We start from the raw sequence: 17,415 nt of genomic DNA on the forward strand, positions 1-17,415 counted from the left end.
CTTGGTCTTTGACGGGCGGCGATGAGTGGGCAGCGGATACTGCTCTTACTTTCGATTCCGGTGTTTCTGATGAACTTGTCTTGAACTTGTACACAACCAAGACCGGCAACTCGGTCACCATCAACTACTATGTTAACGGTGTTGAGACTGCTTACCAGACCGATTCCACTCAGTCTTACGGTTCAGATTACACTGCTATTGCTCTCCCTGTTGAATCCGGCTACAGTTTTTCAGCTTGGTCTTTGACGGGCGGCGATGAGTGGGCAGCGGATACTGCTCTTACTTTCGATTCCGGTGTTTCTGATGAACTTGTCTTGAACTTGTACACAACCAAGACCGGCAACTCGGTCACCATCAACTACTATGTTAACGGTGTTGAGACTGCTTACCAGACTGCTTCTCAGTCTTACGGTTCAGATTACACTGCTATTGCTCTCCCTGTTGAATTCGGCTACAGTTTCTCAGCTTGGTCTTTGGAAGGCGGCGGTGCATGGGCAGCAGATACTGCTCTTACAACCGATTCCGGTGTTTCTGAATTTGTTTTGAACCTGTACACAACCAAAACTAGTTTGTCTGTTATTATCAATTACTACGACGAAGAGTTATACTCCGGCCCGTATACAACAAGTTATGGTGGCACTGTCCTTGAAAGTGAAAAACCCGAAGATCCCGAATCCGCCCCCGATCAAATCTTCCAAGGCTGGTTCACTCAATGTGGACCGGAAAACGGGAACGACTGGGGAACCAAGTGGATTTTCGGCGACGATGACTCTGCAACGAAAATTTCAGAGTCTTATGTCTTTGAAGACGCTGCTAACGGCGGCGCATTGACAATGAACTTGTATGCTTGCTGGGAAGATTCTGTGGCATTTGATGCCAACGGCGGTAAATTCGGTGAAAATGAGTTGATCAGATATATTGCAGTCACCACGGTCAAAGAATCCGGAGAGCCTGATTTCGGAAACGAATTGGGTCGTAAAGGATATTATTTGGCAGGATGGAGTGAAGATCAATATGCCGATGCTGATAATCTCTTTGACTTTACTGACGAAGAAAGTATTACAGGAGAATTAATCCTCTATGCTGTCTGGGAAGAAGCGCCGCAATACGTAAATGTTATTTTCCATGCAAACGGCGGAACATTCACAGAAATAGAAGATGTAACCCCGGGAATTATCGAACAAGAAGGTGAAACTTATTCAATCTTTGTTCTTCGTGATGAAAAAATTCCGTCCCTCTCCGAAGTGACATTGGAAAAAGATGACCTTGAATTGGTTTGCTGGGTTACGGCTGAAAACATCCGCTGGGAATTCGATGATTACACACCTGAATTTATCCCCGATGACGAGATCCTCAATTTGTATGCCGTTTGGTCAAATGACGAGGTCGTCTTTGTTACATTTAATGCAGATGGAAATATGCAAGGAGAATTCATAATTCTCAGTGTTCAGGAAAAGACAAATTCATACACAATTAAAATTGAAGCAGGCACACCTGTTTCAGCACCCGATGAATATCCGCCTTCCGGTCCCGTCGGCTACGTTTCCCCGAGAAATTCCGAATTAAAAGGCTGGTTCCTTGAAGGAAGCGAAGAAGCATGGGATTTCAGTAACGAAGTCTTCGAAAACATGGTTCTGATTGCAGAATGGATTTCCACGAGCACCGGTTCAGACGGTCCCGGGTTCGGCAGCGCAAGAGTTGTTGAATATGGCGGCAGCGGTTTCAATGCTGACCTTCCGGAAGACAGTGGATCAATGGAAGGATACGATATCGATGAAATTCCAATCCTTCCGGATGAGCCGGCAGATCCTGCTCCGAAAGCTTACAGCAGCTGGTGGCTCTTGCTTCTCTTGTTGTTCCTTCTTTTGGTCTGCTACGGTTATTACAGATACAGAAAGAATAAGAAAAATTGAATTTAAGAAAAATGATTCATTCATTTTTCTTTTTATTTTTTAACGAATTAATTGTTTTTTGATTTAACGAATTAATGTTTTCATTCATTCCGAATTTTTCAATCTGTTTTCGTTTTTCTGTTTTCGTTTTTCATTAATTTTTAAATTTTTTCGTTTTCATCGTTCTGTTCAACAGTCTTCATTTTTTAATTCCCTACTTATTATATTCATTTTTTTATTATGTCTTCTCTATTTTTCAAAAAAGTATTTATCCAATAATCACCGATTATTCATGATAAAACGTTCCATGCTCTTTTGGTTATGCGAATAACGCAGTAAAAACGGGGTTATAATCAGCTGCAGTGACGGCGTATTTTTGGTATGCGCCGATTTTTACATTTATTACACGGATGGTGTTGATTTATGGAATTTAAAAATTTATTGATTATTTTATCTTTGATTTGTTTGATCGGTTTGGCATTCGGCGGAACCGCAGCGGCTGAGGCCGGTGATCCTGTTACAACATTTGATGTCTCAGAAGGTTATATTCTGTTTAATGTGACAGATGAAGGTGTTCGGGCAAAACAAGTTTCTGACAAATACGGTCAGGCCTTTTCAGATGAAGGCTGGGACGAATATGATTCTGATACTGTTTTTACTTTAACGGGTGAAACGGATAATGTTCATTCGGGTGTTTTTATATTTTCCGGAAGAGATGAACAAAAAAAAGCGAAATTCATTGTCTTTGAACCGCCCGTTTTGAATCTTGTTTTAGACAATGTGACAATTGACAAATCCGTTCCGGCAATTGAACTTCCGGCAACGTCAAATATCGCGGCTCCTTATTTCGGTCCGGCAATCAGTTTGACAGCAGGAACAAATGTCAGCATTGTTCTCAAAGAAAAGTCTGTAAATACTTTGAAAGGATTTGTCGGCAGCGCAGGAATTTATGTTCCCGAGGACAGCACATTGAATCTGTCAGGTGAATCTGAAAAAGCTCTCAAAAATCCGGGCGTTTTGGAAGTTCACGGCGGTGACAGCTATTTGAATTGTGAAATTGATTTTTCAGTTTCAAAAATTCAAAATTATGCTAAAAGGTATTTTGAAACCGACGATCTTACCGAATCTGTTTTGAGTGCTGACGATGTGAATGAATTTGTTTTGCCGTTAGGAATCGGTGGCGGTGCAGGCATTGGCGGTAACGGTATTATCACTTATCCGTCGCTTGCCCTGTTTCCAAATCTTGATGAGGATGATTTCATCTCAGGATCTCAACGTTCACAATCAAGCGGCAAGATTATAATCAGCGACAAAGCATCCGTTTTGGCATACGGCGGCCGTAATGGACTTGAAAGTTTTATCCCTGATGATTTTGATTCTAAATCTTTTATAAATTTGGTTATGTTGACCGTTGATTTTTATTATCCTAATATCTATCTGGTTCCTGCTTTCGGCGGTGACGGCGCCGGCATTGGCGGCGGCGGCGGCAGCAATTCCGGAATGGATGCTAAATTGTTGGATGTTGAAATAATGGAGTCCGGTATTGATGGAACCGGTACTGTTGAAATTTACAACAGCGACGTTTTTGCAGTATCCGGATTGGCGGCAGCAATAGGCGGGGGCAGTTCTTCATTGCCTTATAATCCTTTTTCCTTCGGGAAGTTTATTTCTGAGGGAACAAACGGAGGTGCCGGCAATGTTTATATCGCAGATACGTCTGTCGTTACAGCTCTCAGTGATTTCGGAACCGGTATCGGCGGGGGATTTGGTATGGCCGGCGGTAATGCAAACATCGAAATAAACGACAGCATTGTTTTGGCATCGGGCGGTTTTGTAGCTGTGGACTCAATTTTGGAGGTTATATCACATTTAGAAAATTTGGAAGAATTGGATCATGAATGTGGTCCTTCTTGTCCTCCTGAACCTTCCGAATTCCTTCCTGCGGCTGATATCGGCGGAGGTTTCGGGTTCGAATCTTCGGGAACTGCTCAAATTACAATTGACGGTGAAAGAACGGATGTTATTTCTCTTTTCTTCGGTTTCGGAACGCCGGATTTCGGACCAATGATTACAAATGCTGATGTTGAATATGATCTTAAATACGAAACATATGGTGATTGGTCCAAAGTCACAATTAACAACGGAAATGTTTTGATTGCCGGTTATCGCGGTTCTACTGAATTTGTAAACGAAATGGGAAGACAAATCTGTCCTGTGACCTATTTTGTTGTTGATGAAAGCGGATCAAGACTTCCGTCTGTGTACGTCAACGCGAAAAATACCGTTGATGATGAACTTCAAATTCTTTCAACGGCATATACCAGATATTTGTCTTTAGCTGGCAGACTTGGAATGACGTTTCCGGATTATTGGAATAATTTAATTACTCTCGGAACGGTAACAGTGTGGTTCAGCCCGACATATGATGAAATTGATTACCCGATGGTTGAGGCTGTTGCAACTCTTGTTGAAAGAAACCCTTACGGTTTTGAAATTCCGGCAACAATTACTTTTGAATTGAAAAATTACTATCCGGAAACCAGAGAAGTGACTCTTCTTCCTGAAATGGAGGCTTTGGAAGTATCTTCAGAAGCTGTTTCTTATCCTCCGTGGGTTAATTTCAAAGAAGTTATTGTCATGACGAAAATTCCCTCTTCCGGCGGCCCCGGACAAGGCGGCCCGGCAGTGGTTACTTATCCGACAGAAACAATAATCGATAATACTAACGATAATGTTGTCGAAAACAATAATGATGCTGAAGATAAACCGACGGATGATACCGGTTACGAAACAGAGCCGAAGTCGAACATTATTCCGATTGTCATCATCATCGTCATAGTTGCACTCATTGCAGTCGGTGCAGCCGCGTATTTCTACAGAAGAAATAAATTACAAGCAAAATAATTTGAAAAATTTGAGTGAAAACATTTTGTTTTCATTCATTTCCTTTTTATTTTTTGTTTTGTTCTTTTTTATTTTTTTGTTTTTCAACGAATTGTTTTTCAATATTTCATTTTCGTTTTTATTATTCACTATTTTTCTGTTTATATGCATTTTTAATTTAATTGCTATAATTGTTGAATTGCAATCATCTTCGCTTGCTATTTTTAATTATAATTCTAATTTGACATCTATTCAATGTAAAAACACTTAAGAAGTAATAAGTAATTTTATTCTTTATCTATTAATATATTCAATATAAAAACGGTTTTAAAGGAATAAAAATCTTAAAATCGGCGCTGATTATTTCATCAACCCGGGCTTATCTTAAGCTTTCAAAAAACACAGAATGGGGTTCAGGCCATAATATTTTCAACCGCAAGGGGGAGTTTAATTATGGAAATAAAAAATTTAATGACATCACTTATAGTAATGGGTGTCGTTTTGATTGCGTGCAGCGGTGTTGCCGGAGCAGCGACGGGACATGATTTTGTTTTTGATGAAGATTCAAGTATTACTTTTAAAGTTACAAATGGCATTCTTGAATATAACCCGGGCAGCGGCGGGTGGACCAGTCTTGGTACATGGGGCGATGATCATTATCTGAATTTATCCGGCTCGTTAAGCGGCTCCGTTACCATTCGGAGTAATATTGCTGTTCATCTCAACGATGTATCAATTACACAAACGAGTGATTCGCTTACCGGCGCTTTTATACTCGGTGACGGTTATTCAGTCACTCTTAAATTGGTCGGTACCAACACAATCCAAGGTAAAGACGGTTCAAACAGCGTACCTGATATTGAAGATAAGGAAAAAAAATTCAGGAGCCTTGCAGGAAAAGCAGGTATTAATGTTCCCTCCGGGTCTACTCTTAATATTACCGGTGACGGCACATTAAATGTGTTTGGCGGCAATGGCAGTGATATCAGCGGTGATGACGCTCACGAAACAGGCGGCGGTGCAGCCATAGGTGGCATCGGTGGCTATTTCGATAAAAATAAAGGAACTGCCGAAAAATTCGGCACCATCAATATTGAATCTGGTACCATTAATGCAATCGGTGGTAAAGGCGCTTCAAATTCAGGAGATGCAAGAGATATCGGTGGCGGCGGCGGTGCATATTATGATGGCGCCACCGGAATGGGCGGTTATTCTGCTTCTCTTTCTATTACAGGTGGTACTGTTTATGCAACAATGAATGGTATTGGCGGCGGTCACGGAAAAACAACGGGAATCGGCGGATATGTTCAGAATTTTGTTATCAGCAATGCTAACGGAGAAACAAAGGTTTTCGTAAAAGATAATGAAATTCCGCAAATCGGTGCCGGTGAATCCAAACCGGGAAACATAAATACAAATATTACTTTTGAAGGTCAGACCCCCGTTGTTTACGTCATCGGAGCAAATCCGGAAACCACGGCAACAGATATTGTTAAAGGACATACTATTTTACCTGCAGATGGTTGGACAGAATACTTGGATCTGAATCCTGTTGTAACGTTCTATGCAAATGGCGGTACATTTGCCGATGAAATTGCTGAAGGAATCCTCTATAAACATCCTGTCGATATCGATGATACAATTGAAAAAATAAATGCATTTTTATTTGCAGAAGGGGGGGAAAAATTCAACAGTCCGGAAACGGCAAAATTCGTTGGCTGGTTTACCTTCGAACAATTGATAATATTGGATGAAAATCTCTATGTAACCAATGGAAATCAAGATTCTGTTAAAGGAGAGGTGTCTTTAATCCCCGGGGATAAATATTACGCTGTCTGGGAATACAAAATCATGTTAAACCCGAATGGCGGATATTTCGGAGATTCTCAAGACGAACATGAAGTATTCATCCAACACGGAACTCCCGTTCCTGATGTATCAGATATATTGAATTTGCCCGAAAACATCCCGACATATTTAGAAAACGGTGAAAATGGCGAATGGGAATTTTCCGGATGGCATGTCTTCGAGAATGACGTCTACTTTGAATGGGATCAAGCTGACTTTGCAGTCGGAACAGTTTATGCAGTCTGGGTTAATCTTACAAACCCTGTAATCAAAAGCGAAGGCGGCACTCCTTTCGGAACTGCCAGAGTTGTTGACGCAGCAACAAGCGTTGGATATGAGGGAACACTTGATGCCGAAGACGGCGGATCACCTCCTGTAAACCCGGTGTCCGGTTTTGAAAACCTTGTGGAAACACCCGAAAAGAAAGATTATACGAAACATTACATCCTTCTTGCATTGATGGTCTTTGCCATCATTGCTGCGGTGTACTATTTCAAAGTAAGAAATAAAAATGAACAGAAATGAATGAAAACAATTCGTTTTTATTCATTTTCTTTTTTTCAAAAGTTTGTTTCTTAATTTGTTTTCATTTGCTTTTCATTTGTTTTCACTTGTTTTCATTTATTTTCATTTGCTTTTCATTTGTTTTCACTTGTTTTCATTTATTTTCATTTGTTTTTCATTTATTCACTTGCTTCATTTGTTTTTCAATTTTTTTTGGCTTACTTTGTTTTTCAAAGCCACAAATTTTAAAAATCTCAAGATTTTCAAAACTTTCACCCTTCGCAACCAATCTTTTTAATCTCAAAAACCATAACTTAAGCAAATGACAATCTACTCCCACTCCCGCCTCTCAACTTTTGAGAAGTGCCCCCTCTCTTACAAATACAAATATCTCGATAAAATCAAGCCCGAAATCCCGTTTATCGGCATTGAAGCATACATGGGATCCACCGTTCACGAGGTGCTTGAATATTTGTACCGGCGGCAGAAGAAAATGCCCGATGCCGAAATTCCGCTCATTCTTTTGCTTGACAAATACGAATCTCTTTGGAACGAAAACTGGTCGGACGATGTCAAAATCGTCAAAGAAGGCATGACAAAAGAAGATTATTTTCTGCAGGGGAAGAAAATTCTGGCCGACTACTACAAAAATCATCAGCCGTTCGATTCTGAAAAAACGCTTTCCGTGGAAGAACGTGTCGACGTCAACATTGAAGGCTTTAAAATCATGGGATTCATCGACAGAATCGCCGTCAATAACGAAACCGGGAACCTCGAAATCCACGATTACAAAACATCCGGCAGACTGCCGCAAATCAGCGACCTCCAAAACGATCGGCAGCTTGCGCTTTATCAAATCGGCGCGCGCAAAAAATATCCCGAATACAATGAAAACGAAGCCGAAGTCATTTATCATTACCTCCGGTTCAACGAAGAATTCCGCTTTCAAAAAACAGACGAAGAAATCCAAGCCGTCAAAAACAATGTCGTCGACCTGATTCAAACAATCGAACTGTCGTCCTGGGAAAACAATTTCAAACCCTGCGTCAGCAGCCTTTGCCGCTGGTGCGAGTTTTCAACAATATGTCCCGCGTTTCAGCAAAACGCCGGTAAAATAATTTGATATTGGTTCTGATTTTCAAAATCAATATAATTATATAAAAACGAAGCTTTCTGTTTGATGTGAATGCGTTTGCATTCTTTTTTCAATCCTTTATTTTATCTTTACTTACTTTATTTTTATTTCTATCAGCTTTCAAAAAGAGGGATCAGAATGGCAAGATATGTATGCACTGTTTGCGGTTACGTTTACGACGAAGACGAAGAAGGAACGCCCTTCTCGGAGCTGCCCGACAATTGGGAATGCCCCGTCTGCGGCGAAGGAAAAGAAGCTTTTGAGTTGGAGTAATCTGATTCTTTCATTTTATTTTTTATTTTATGCGAAACAGAGGGATGATAATGGAATCGGTTGAGGAATTCGAACTGTGTAATGCGGGGACCAATAAAAAAAGCACATGCATTCGGGCCGGCATCAAAGATAATTGTCTCAAAATAAGAGGCGAAGACTCCGGAAGTGATGTGGGCGTATTTTATTCTGCCGAAATACTTGATTTCTCATTTAGTTTCGATGAAGAAAACACAGAAAAATTCATAAGATTGTTATCAAACAACAATCAAGATGCAAAGACCGCATTGCTTGAACATTTCGGAGGGTTTGATTTCATCGATAAAATGTGTGCATTATGCAAAGAAAACAACATCGAATATAAATCTGAACAGAGCGTGTGGCGCAGTTAATAATTTTACACAATTTCTTTTTTCGATTTATCTCTTCATTTTTTATTGAATACATTTTAAACGCAGTTCGGTTTTAATCCCTTTTTTAAATTGCAACAGCTCGCGCGCGGCGACGGCGGCAGACAGCAGCAGACAGCAGCAAACAGCGGCGGACAGCAACAGGCCGGCAAATCTGCAACTGTATTTACGGAATCAGAACAGCAACGGCAAACGGAGCCGGTAAGGTAATCTGTGCCCACGCTCGCGCAGCGAGCGGATGTGATAAAAGAGAGCAGATGATATGGAAATGCAGTGCCGGGACCGGGCGTTGGCAGCAGCATTGATCGTAACAGCACAGGCAGCAAAAAGATTAGAAAATAAAAAGATGAAATTGAAAAATGAAAAGAACGAGCTTTTCATTTTTAAAAATTATGAAATAATCTCATCCAATTTGCCCGTTTCTTTTGCAATCTTGATTTCTCTTGCAATTCTGCGGCCGGTCGATAAGTTTTCTTCCACCAAATCCGCATACGGGGATCCGGAAATGTAAAGATTCGTTCCGGCAACGATTCTTGCGGAAATTTCAAACACTTTGATTTCCAAGTCGTCGGTGAAAACCGTTTCCAAACAGAACGGACCGATCATGCCGCCGAATTTCTTTAAGGATTCTTCAACCACGCGGCTGCCGAGTTCAAAGATGAGCGGCAGAAGCGATTCGCGGGCGACGAGCGGGGCGTTTCCGGTGACAACGTAAGTCGGGATGATGCCGGCTTCCATCAATTCTTTCGGAGAGCCGAGGCGGAAAATTTCGTCCGCATTGGACTCGACGCGGCGGTCCATGCTGAGCATTTCCAAAGTGCCTTTGCTGAGCGTGTAGCCGTCTTCTTTGATCGGCGAATAAAAGTAATGCAAATAATAGCGTGTTCCCGTCAGGAATTTTTGAATCGTGAACGTTTTCGTGTCGTCAATGTGTTCCAAAAAGTCTTCATAAGATTTGGCGATGAAAAAGCCTTTGCCGCCTTGAGCGCCGTCGTATTTGACCATCACGGGACCGTCAATGTCGCGCGGATCTTCAATCACGTCAGGCATATGAATGCCGGCACCGACCAGCCATTGTCTTTCTTTTTTGCGGTCCGATTCCCATTCCAGAACATTGCGGTTGCCGAATGTCGGAAGGCCGAGCTGCGCGAACTTGTCCGTTCCCATGTAAGCGATAAAAGAGCCGTGCGGAACGATGATCACATTTTTGGCTTTCAGTTCTTCAACCTTGTCCAAAAGTTCGTCGTAACGGTCAAGCACCAAAAATTCGTCCGGCTTGGCCAGCGGAAAAGCGTCATAATACTTCGGAGGCGCCCTTAAACAAATTCCGAGCGTCTTAAAACCTTCCTTGCGGGCACCGTCAAAAATCTGAAGGCTGGAGTGAGAGCAGATTGTGGCAATCGTGATATTGTCCAAATCATACGAATCCAAAATGCCGAGAATTTCTTCTTTTGTAAAATCCATAAAAATGTTCCTTAAGCTTTTGGTTTTAAAGGAAGTTATCCTATTTAAGGATATTTTTTATGATTCTGAAAAGAAGGTCCGCAGATAATTTTGAAATAAATTCGAAAATAAATCCGAAAATGCAAACGTAAATAAACAAAATAAACAAAAATAAAAGCTGTAAAAAATAGAAATGAATGAAAACTAAAAAGTTTTCACTCAAAATTTATTTTATTATTTTTTGTTATTATTTCTTCATGACTTTGAAGTAATAGACACCACCAATAACAATGATAACAATAATGGCAAATGCCAATATGATGTACATTGTTGTGTTGCCTGATCCTGAGTTTGAATCACTTCCAAAACCGAAGATTCCGTTTGAACCGGAATTGCTGCCATTGATGACATTTGCGCTGCCCGATCCGTTTCCGCTGCTTGAGCCGGAGCTGTTTCCGTCATTTGATCCGGATGCATTTGAATCAGAACCGCTGCCGTCGTTGTCGCCGCTGAAATCGGCTGCTTCAGAGCCATTGCCGTCATTGGTGCCGGTGGTGGTGCTTGTACCGTTGTTTGTGATTGTTGCACCGCCTGTTCCGCCGCCGCTGCTGCCGCCATTGGGGTTTTTGATCCAGATGGGGACGAGTTCGCCACCGTTATCGCCGCCTAATTCCCAACCGCCGAATGTGTGTCCGGGTTTAGTGGGGTCAGAGACAGAGACGTCATCTCCAAGGTCATCAATGATCTTCTCGACAACTTCATCGAGATCTTCGCCGGGCTGAATAATGATGTCCGGAATATCAATGGGGTTTCCATCCGTATCATTTAATTCAAGTGATACAGTTTTTGTCCAGCCTGCATAAAGCTCATCCTTGTTGTCCGAGAATGTAAGGTCATCATTGAGCTTTGAATCAAGGTCGACAACTCCGTTTTCATCAGTTTCGCCGAACCAGCCGGCAAAATCCCAACCCTCGTATTCAGGTACGGGTAATTCTCCAAGAGTCGTTTCATCGCGAATGATTCCTGCAACGCCATCGAAGTCTTCATCTGCAAACGTACCGCCGTTGGCATCCAATGTGATTTCACCGGTCCAAACGATATACAGATTTTCAAGGTCATCAATAACAATGCCATCGGAAATTTCACCATCTTCATCAAACAGCGGAATATCATCGGCACCGTCTTTTTCGACATACAGAACAGGCGTCCAGTCATCAAGGACAGGTGCATTTTCGCCTTCAAGCATCTCTTTGATTAAATCGGAAATGTCATCCAGATCTTGACCGGACTGAATAGTGATGATGAAATCTTCTTCGCTGTCACCGAATTTGCCTAAGTTGATGTCTTGAACAAGACCGGCATAGATTGTACCGCCGTTTAACACAATTGAACTTAAACTGCCTTCAATCTTTGAATCGAGATCGACAATTCCGTCAGTGCTTGTTGTGTACCATCCGAGTTCCCAGGGATCAACAGCCAAACTGCCATCGATAATATCTGCAGCAATAAGCAAACCTTCAATATCAGCTTCAGTGTGATAATATTGTACCCAAAGGGAGTTGGAGGAGCCGCCAGGAATTACAACAGAGATTTTTTTGAAGTATCCTGCGTAAAGTGTCATCGGATAGAAATTAAATTCTTCATTTACTGCATTTCCTGAAACAATTCCGGCGCTGTCCATTTCTGTATACCAGCCAAGAGGATTCATTCCCTCAAGATCAGGTTTTTTATTATTGACCATATTAGAAACTTCGGTATTAGGAGTTGCGGGTTGGATTTTCACTGTATTAGAATTACCCGGAGCGAAATCGCCGCCGTTTGTATCAAGAGTGATGACACCTTCCCATTTGGCATACAAATCAACAGGAGTCTTTGATTTTGTTAAAGAGTCAGATGACCATGCATTATTAATAATGCCAGGAGCCATGCCCCAAACATTCTCAGAACGTGTCCATTCAGTTGTTTCGACAGGGTAGGTTAAGCGTGAACTAACTTCCGATTCAAAGAATGCAAGAATAGTTCCACCCATAGCCGGCTGATATCTCACAGTAATGTCTGTGTTTGTATCGACACCATCATACATTCCGCCGTTTGCATTCAACTTAAAGTCTTTGTACCAAAGAGCATAGAAAGTTTCATCAGCAAGCGGATCTTCAGAAAGAACTCTGGTATCCCAAGGAATGTCCTCTGATGTGGTTCCCTCATCAATAAGACCTGTTGTATTTGTGGTCGACCACCAGCCGCCAAATGACCATGAATCATAACTGATAGCATCATCATCGGCAAGTAAAGCATCAATATAAGCTTTGTCGCCTACCTTATCAGCAGGAATTGTAATTTCAAGTTCATATGAATCGTCGGTAAGGGCACCATTGTTCAGATTTAAAGTGATTGTAGCGGGGCCAATCCAGCCGGCATAATAAGTACGACCGATAGAAAGAGTGTCACCACTTGAAACAAGGTCTTCATCATTACATACAGAATTAGAATACCAGCCCTTGAAAACGAGCTCATCGGCGGTTAAAGTCGGCAATTGTGCAATGATATTATCATAATCTTTGCTGGCAGGATTAAACACCGCGTGTTGAGAACTGCTCGACCCAGAGAATGTGCCTCCATTTGCATCAAAAAGAATAGATTCTGAAACCGTGTTTACGATGGTATTTGGTTTACTACCAGATGTACCGCCTGAACCAGTACCATATCCATACCCTCCACCAATAGAATCTGTACCAGGAATATGAAGATTAAGATTGGCGGCAATATCACCAGAATTGCCACCACCCCCATCAGGGGCTCCACCATTTCCACCACCGATTACGGGAAAAGTTCCTGCTGCATAGATAGTAGGGTTGTCCAAATAGGTATACATAGCAAGCTCTTTCATAAATCCGCCATTCCCGCCAGCACCTGCATCGGATGAAGATCCGCCATGACCTCCACCAATTCCATTAACAGTAGCATATAAAATTCCGGGAGAATTACAGACTTTAATGATAGCATTAACAGACCCGCCATCTCCTGCCTTAATTTCATCTCCTGCACCACTTCCACCACCGATATCTCGTGCATTTGAAGAACCGGGAATAGTACCAGTACCGGTTCCACCTATAGCATAAATGGAGAAAGAAGTAGAATTCATATAAAAGTCCATGTTACAATTAATGTCAGGAGCATTTACAGACTCTGCAGAACCAGGATATCCTCCCGGACCACCGATACCGGCACCAGCCCCAGAAAGAGAGCCGAGATCATTACTGGCATTGCCACCATAAACAAACAAATTGGCAGGTTCACTCATGGAGTAAATAGTAAATTGAGTAATAGAAGAAGTATTAGAAACATCAATACCTGCTTTTCCTGCAGATTGAAAACCTTCAGTACCGATGCCATTAGCTCCACGAATACTAACAGTTTCATAGATATAAAAAGTTACAGAGGTACTATTATCAAAAGTTACAGCACCGGAAAGACTACTTCCAGTAGGCTGTACTATATTGAGGTTTTTAAGGGAAACTGTGATAGATGCAGTATCCTTAATGATAAGACCGTTAATAGGAGTACCATCCCCAATTAAAGTAGGAGAACCCGAGACAGTTTTATAGTCATTCCAGATATCCCCGTCAGAAGATCGCATAATATCAGTAGTACTTGTTCCAGGGTATGGAACATAATTATAAATTAAAGTATAGTAATATTCACCTTCCAATGTAACATCAGCCGCAGCTGCAACTCCGCAACTGGCTAAACCAAGCATACATGTCAATGTAAGCATAATTAATAATCGATTTGTTAATTTCATTATAACACCTATATAATTGATTATTTTTTTAGAAAAATCCTGTACCAATTTTCACAGCTACGTCGCCGACGGCTGATAAGTTTTAAAGAAAGGCGCCGACACGAATTGTGCCGACGCTGAGTTGAATTGTTTTTGGGTTACGTTTTTTATTCTGAATTGCAGGTGATTGACGGCGCCGAAAACGGCATAGAATTCTCTAACGGGTTTTGTCAAAATCTGCAAAACAAAAACGGGATGGTTGAAGGAAGTGAAATTTCTGCTCTGCTCAAGCGTTTTTAAATTTAAAGTATCTGAATCGAATGAGTTTAAATCAAAGTCGATTGAGGAAATCTTCCAAACGTTGAAAAATGATTGAATTTCAGAAAAAAGACAGTTTTTCAAATATTTTGAAAAATTTAGAACAGAAAAGTAAGTGTTGTATTGAGTTTTTTGTTTATCGTTTTTCAGATAAGCAAAGTTTATAGATAGTGACGACTGCGACTGCTTTCTGCGCGCGAAGCGCGAAGCGCGAAGCGCGAAGCGCGAAGCGCGAAGCGATTGGTCACTACATCGTACATAAACTTTTCCCCTATACTTTCGATAAACGTATTGCTGAGATACAGCAATCTCAATTACATCTTATTATATGATTAGTAAATAATCATTTAATCAGTAACAGATTTCAGAATATATATACTTACCTATGAATTTTTGTATGTTTTAAAAATCAAAGATAAATGCTTTCGACAAAAACAAGTAAAAATTAAAATCCATTCATTTAATGGTTCGTTTGTAAAAATAAAAAATCAGGACGACAAAAATGACAAAACAAAACGGACAATGCCGTTTTGTCTTGTTTTATTTTATTGAGTTTATTGAATTTGAATAAAAAATTATTCTGCAGTTTCTTCAACAGCTTCTGCCGTGACTTCTTCTGCAGGTGCTGCTTCTTCAACAACTTCTTCTGCGGGTGCTTCAGCTTCGACCGGCGCTTCAACAGGGGCTGCCGTCTCTTCTGCGGGTGCTGTCTGCTGCTCTTCCGCAACTTTCGGGATTCTGCGCTGAGCGGGGGTCTTGACAACTTCCGTCTTTCTGATTTCGACTCTTCTCAAGGGGTAGATGTTTTTGGTTTGCTTGTAAACCATGGAGGAAAGCTTTCCGGTAACAATTTCCTGAACGAGGTCTTCGAAGTTGGATTTGACGGCGCGTCTGACGACGATTCTTGTCATCATGTTGCGGATGGCCTTAATCTGGCTGGTTCTTGCTCTCTTAACGGTAAAGCAGGTCGGCTTGATGGTGACAATGTAGCCGTCTGCGGTTCTGACGGTCAAAACAGCGTCGACTTTGGAAGTCTGTCTCTTCACAATGGAGCGGAGGTAGTCGTTTGTCAGGTGGTGTCCGAGGAAAACGGTTTCAGCGACATCGCCGTTGACATTGACGATTCTGAATCTCATCTTGATGTTGTTCTTGGACATTTCGCCGGACATTTCGCCGACAGTGGTTTCAATGATACGGTCGGGAAGAAGCGCCGGATCGGATGCGATGGTCTGGCCGACAACCGCACGGTTTAAAAATTCCGGTGCGACGATGTTGTACCATTTCTTTTCCTTCCAGCTGTCCACTTTCTTTTGTTGTTTTCTTGCCATAATTTTTTCCTCCGAGATATTGGATGATATTGATTTTAAATGAATTTTTAAATTTGAATATGTTCCCTGAAAATACAGAACAAATAACGAATGATAACTCTGAAAAATTGAATAAGCCTTGATTGGAACAACAATTATTCTTGCTGATTCTCGAAAATTCAAAAAGCCGAAAACAAAAAACAAATTTGTTTTCTTTTCAATTTTTAACTTGTCCGAAGCTTTTATGCAGCCATAGCATACGCCCGTCGCTCATCTTCATGAATTCGGGCAAATCACTTCAAAGAAGTTGTTTGATCTCGAAAATGAAATCAAAATAATAAGAATAGAATTTTAATTGGCAACTTCAAAAGAAGTTTTTGATATATAAAAGATATGGTTGCGGATATGGTTGGATATGGTTGCCGACCGTGTCCTGTTTTTCAATAACAGAAGCTGATTCCGGTTCTTTTTCCAATCTGCCCGGCTTACATGCACCGATTATCCGTTATCGAATAAATTGAAATCCGGTAAACCATTTTTCCGGATTTCAATCAAATTATTTTTTATATTTTTATTTCAGATTCTTCAGATTCAATTTAAGTCATCAAAGTGCCGTTCTGAATTGTAAAAGACGCGTCTCGTCCGTTAATTTCAACAAAGTATCTGCCGTTATTCAGCTTGTCGATTTGTCCGATTGAAATTTTGGCGTAAATCGGTCCTTTTTCATCCGTTGAAGAAGATTTAATCATAATCGGGACATAAATATCCATTTCATTTTCATGATCAAATCTGGTTTTTGTGATATTTTGTTCGTCAACCGTATCATATTTTCCGGCATTCGGAATTTCGGCAACCGCAATCACATCGTTTCCGCTTGCTTCAAATCTGACATTGCCGACAAAAGCTTCCTGAATCGTCACAAGCGTATTGTTTTCAAATCTGAAAATAATGATTTCATCTTTTTCCATTTCATTGTTGATGATGACAGTATAATCAGATCCGTTCTTAAAATCACTGACATTTCCGAGCGTGACATTGACAATGTTGCTGCCGCCGCCGGCGGTGTGTTCAAAAGCGTAAAGCAAAATCCGAATTGTACCGCCCGCCTTTTTCACCGTGATATTCTCAGTGTCCAGCGTTTCATCAAAATCAAGGTCGGTCGTAATCGAAGCGGTCACAGTGCTGCCGGTAACGGCAATTGAAACCGAGCGGATATCCGCTTCTTCTCTGTTCATCATATTGTTCGAGTTATTCATCATGTTCGGGCCGTAATTGTTGTTCCCGATACAGCCGCTGAATCCGGCAGTCAGAACAAATGCGGCAAACATGACATAAAGCATCGTTTTTATTCTCATAATTATCACCATGCATTTTGCTGTGTATTTCACAGCTGTTATAATTATAAAATCCATCTGATATATATTTTCACTCTCCGGAATAATTCCGGCGAATTAAATGAATCAAAAATGAATGAAAAACAGGCGCGAGGGCAAAAATAAATTCTGAAAACAAAGACAAGAGAATATATTTTAAAATAACTGTTAAAAATAACTGTTAAAAATAACTGTTAAAAATAAATGTTAAAAACGAATGTTAAAAACGAATGTTAGAAACGATATTAAAA

General features: G+C 41.0%; 12 protein-coding genes. 6 read left to right on the forward strand and 6 right to left on the reverse strand.

Going from position 1 to position 17,415, the window contains the following annotated elements:
• The 3 genes from MmiAt1_RS04385 to MmiAt1_RS04395 form a co-directional block, all read left to right on the forward strand.
• On the forward strand, window positions 1-1,913 hold a 1,913-nt coding region (locus MmiAt1_RS04385; protein ID WP_318785683.1), incomplete at its 5' end, for an InlB B-repeat-containing protein.
• 402 nt (window positions 1,914-2,315) lie between these two features.
• A complete protein-coding gene (locus tag MmiAt1_RS04390; RefSeq protein WP_318785684.1) occupies window positions 2,316-4,796 on the forward strand; it encodes a hypothetical protein in 2,481 nt (826 codons plus the stop codon).
• 432 nt (window positions 4,797-5,228) lie between these two features.
• Window positions 5,229-7,148 (forward strand): hypothetical protein, encoded by a 1,920-nt coding sequence (locus MmiAt1_RS04395; RefSeq protein WP_318785685.1) that lies wholly within the window; start codon window positions 5,229-5,231, stop codon window positions 7,146-7,148.
• Between the two features lie 154 nt (window positions 7,149-7,302).
• Here MmiAt1_RS04395 and MmiAt1_RS04400 read toward each other — a convergent pair whose 3' ends face one another.
• A complete protein-coding gene (locus MmiAt1_RS04400) occupies window positions 7,303-7,467 on the reverse strand; it encodes a hypothetical protein (RefSeq protein ID WP_318785686.1) in 165 nt (54 codons plus the stop codon).
• Here MmiAt1_RS04400 and MmiAt1_RS04405 point away from each other — a divergent pair.
• The 3 genes from MmiAt1_RS04405 (at window position 7,450) to MmiAt1_RS04415 (ending at window position 8,924) form a co-directional block, all read left to right on the forward strand.
• On the forward strand, window positions 7,450-8,250 hold the full coding sequence (locus tag MmiAt1_RS04405; RefSeq protein WP_318785687.1) for a RecB family exonuclease: 801 nt from the start codon (window positions 7,450-7,452) through the stop codon (window positions 8,248-8,250). The two genes, MmiAt1_RS04400 and MmiAt1_RS04405, sit on opposite strands and share 18 nt — an antisense overlap.
• A gap of 150 nt (window positions 8,251-8,400) precedes the next feature.
• A complete protein-coding gene (locus MmiAt1_RS04410; RefSeq protein ID WP_318785688.1) occupies window positions 8,401-8,535 on the forward strand; it encodes a rubredoxin in 135 nt (44 codons plus the stop codon).
• Between the two features lie 50 nt (window positions 8,536-8,585).
• Complete coding sequence (locus MmiAt1_RS04415) at window positions 8,586-8,924, forward strand: hypothetical protein (protein ID WP_318785689.1); 339 nt, start codon at window positions 8,586-8,588, stop codon at window positions 8,922-8,924.
• 56 nt (window positions 8,925-8,980) lie between these two features.
• Here MmiAt1_RS04415 and MmiAt1_RS04420 read toward each other — a convergent pair whose 3' ends face one another.
• The 5 genes from MmiAt1_RS04420 to MmiAt1_RS04440 form a co-directional block, all read right to left on the reverse strand.
• Window positions 8,981-9,244 (reverse strand): hypothetical protein, encoded by a 264-nt coding sequence (locus MmiAt1_RS04420; protein WP_318785690.1) that lies wholly within the window; start codon window positions 9,242-9,244, stop codon window positions 8,981-8,983.
• Window positions 9,245-9,332: 88 nt separating this feature from the next.
• Window positions 9,333-10,406 carry a formate--phosphoribosylaminoimidazolecarboxamide ligase gene (locus MmiAt1_RS04425; RefSeq protein WP_318785691.1) on the reverse strand — a complete coding sequence of 358 codons (1,074 nt, stop codon included), beginning with the start codon at window positions 10,404-10,406 and terminating at the stop codon, window positions 9,333-9,335.
• Window positions 10,407-10,632: 226 nt separating this feature from the next.
• Window positions 10,633-14,187: an InlB B-repeat-containing protein gene (locus MmiAt1_RS04430; RefSeq protein WP_318785692.1), complete on the reverse strand. Its 3,555-nt coding sequence runs from the start codon at window positions 14,185-14,187 to the stop codon at window positions 10,633-10,635.
• An 872-nt stretch (window positions 14,188-15,059) separates the two neighbouring features.
• Window positions 15,060-15,812, reverse strand: a complete 753-nt coding sequence (locus MmiAt1_RS04435; protein WP_318785693.1) for a 30S ribosomal protein S3ae — start codon at window positions 15,810-15,812, stop codon at window positions 15,060-15,062.
• A 575-nt stretch (window positions 15,813-16,387) separates the two neighbouring features.
• Window positions 16,388-17,146 carry a hypothetical protein gene (locus MmiAt1_RS04440; protein WP_318785694.1) on the reverse strand — a complete coding sequence of 253 codons (759 nt, stop codon included), beginning with the start codon at window positions 17,144-17,146 and terminating at the stop codon, window positions 16,388-16,390.
• Between the last annotated feature and the right edge of the window lie 269 nt (window positions 17,147-17,415).

The organism is Methanimicrococcus hacksteinii, from assembly GCF_032714515.1.
Classification (GTDB): domain Archaea; phylum Halobacteriota; class Methanosarcinia; order Methanosarcinales; family Methanosarcinaceae; genus Methanimicrococcus; species Methanimicrococcus hacksteinii.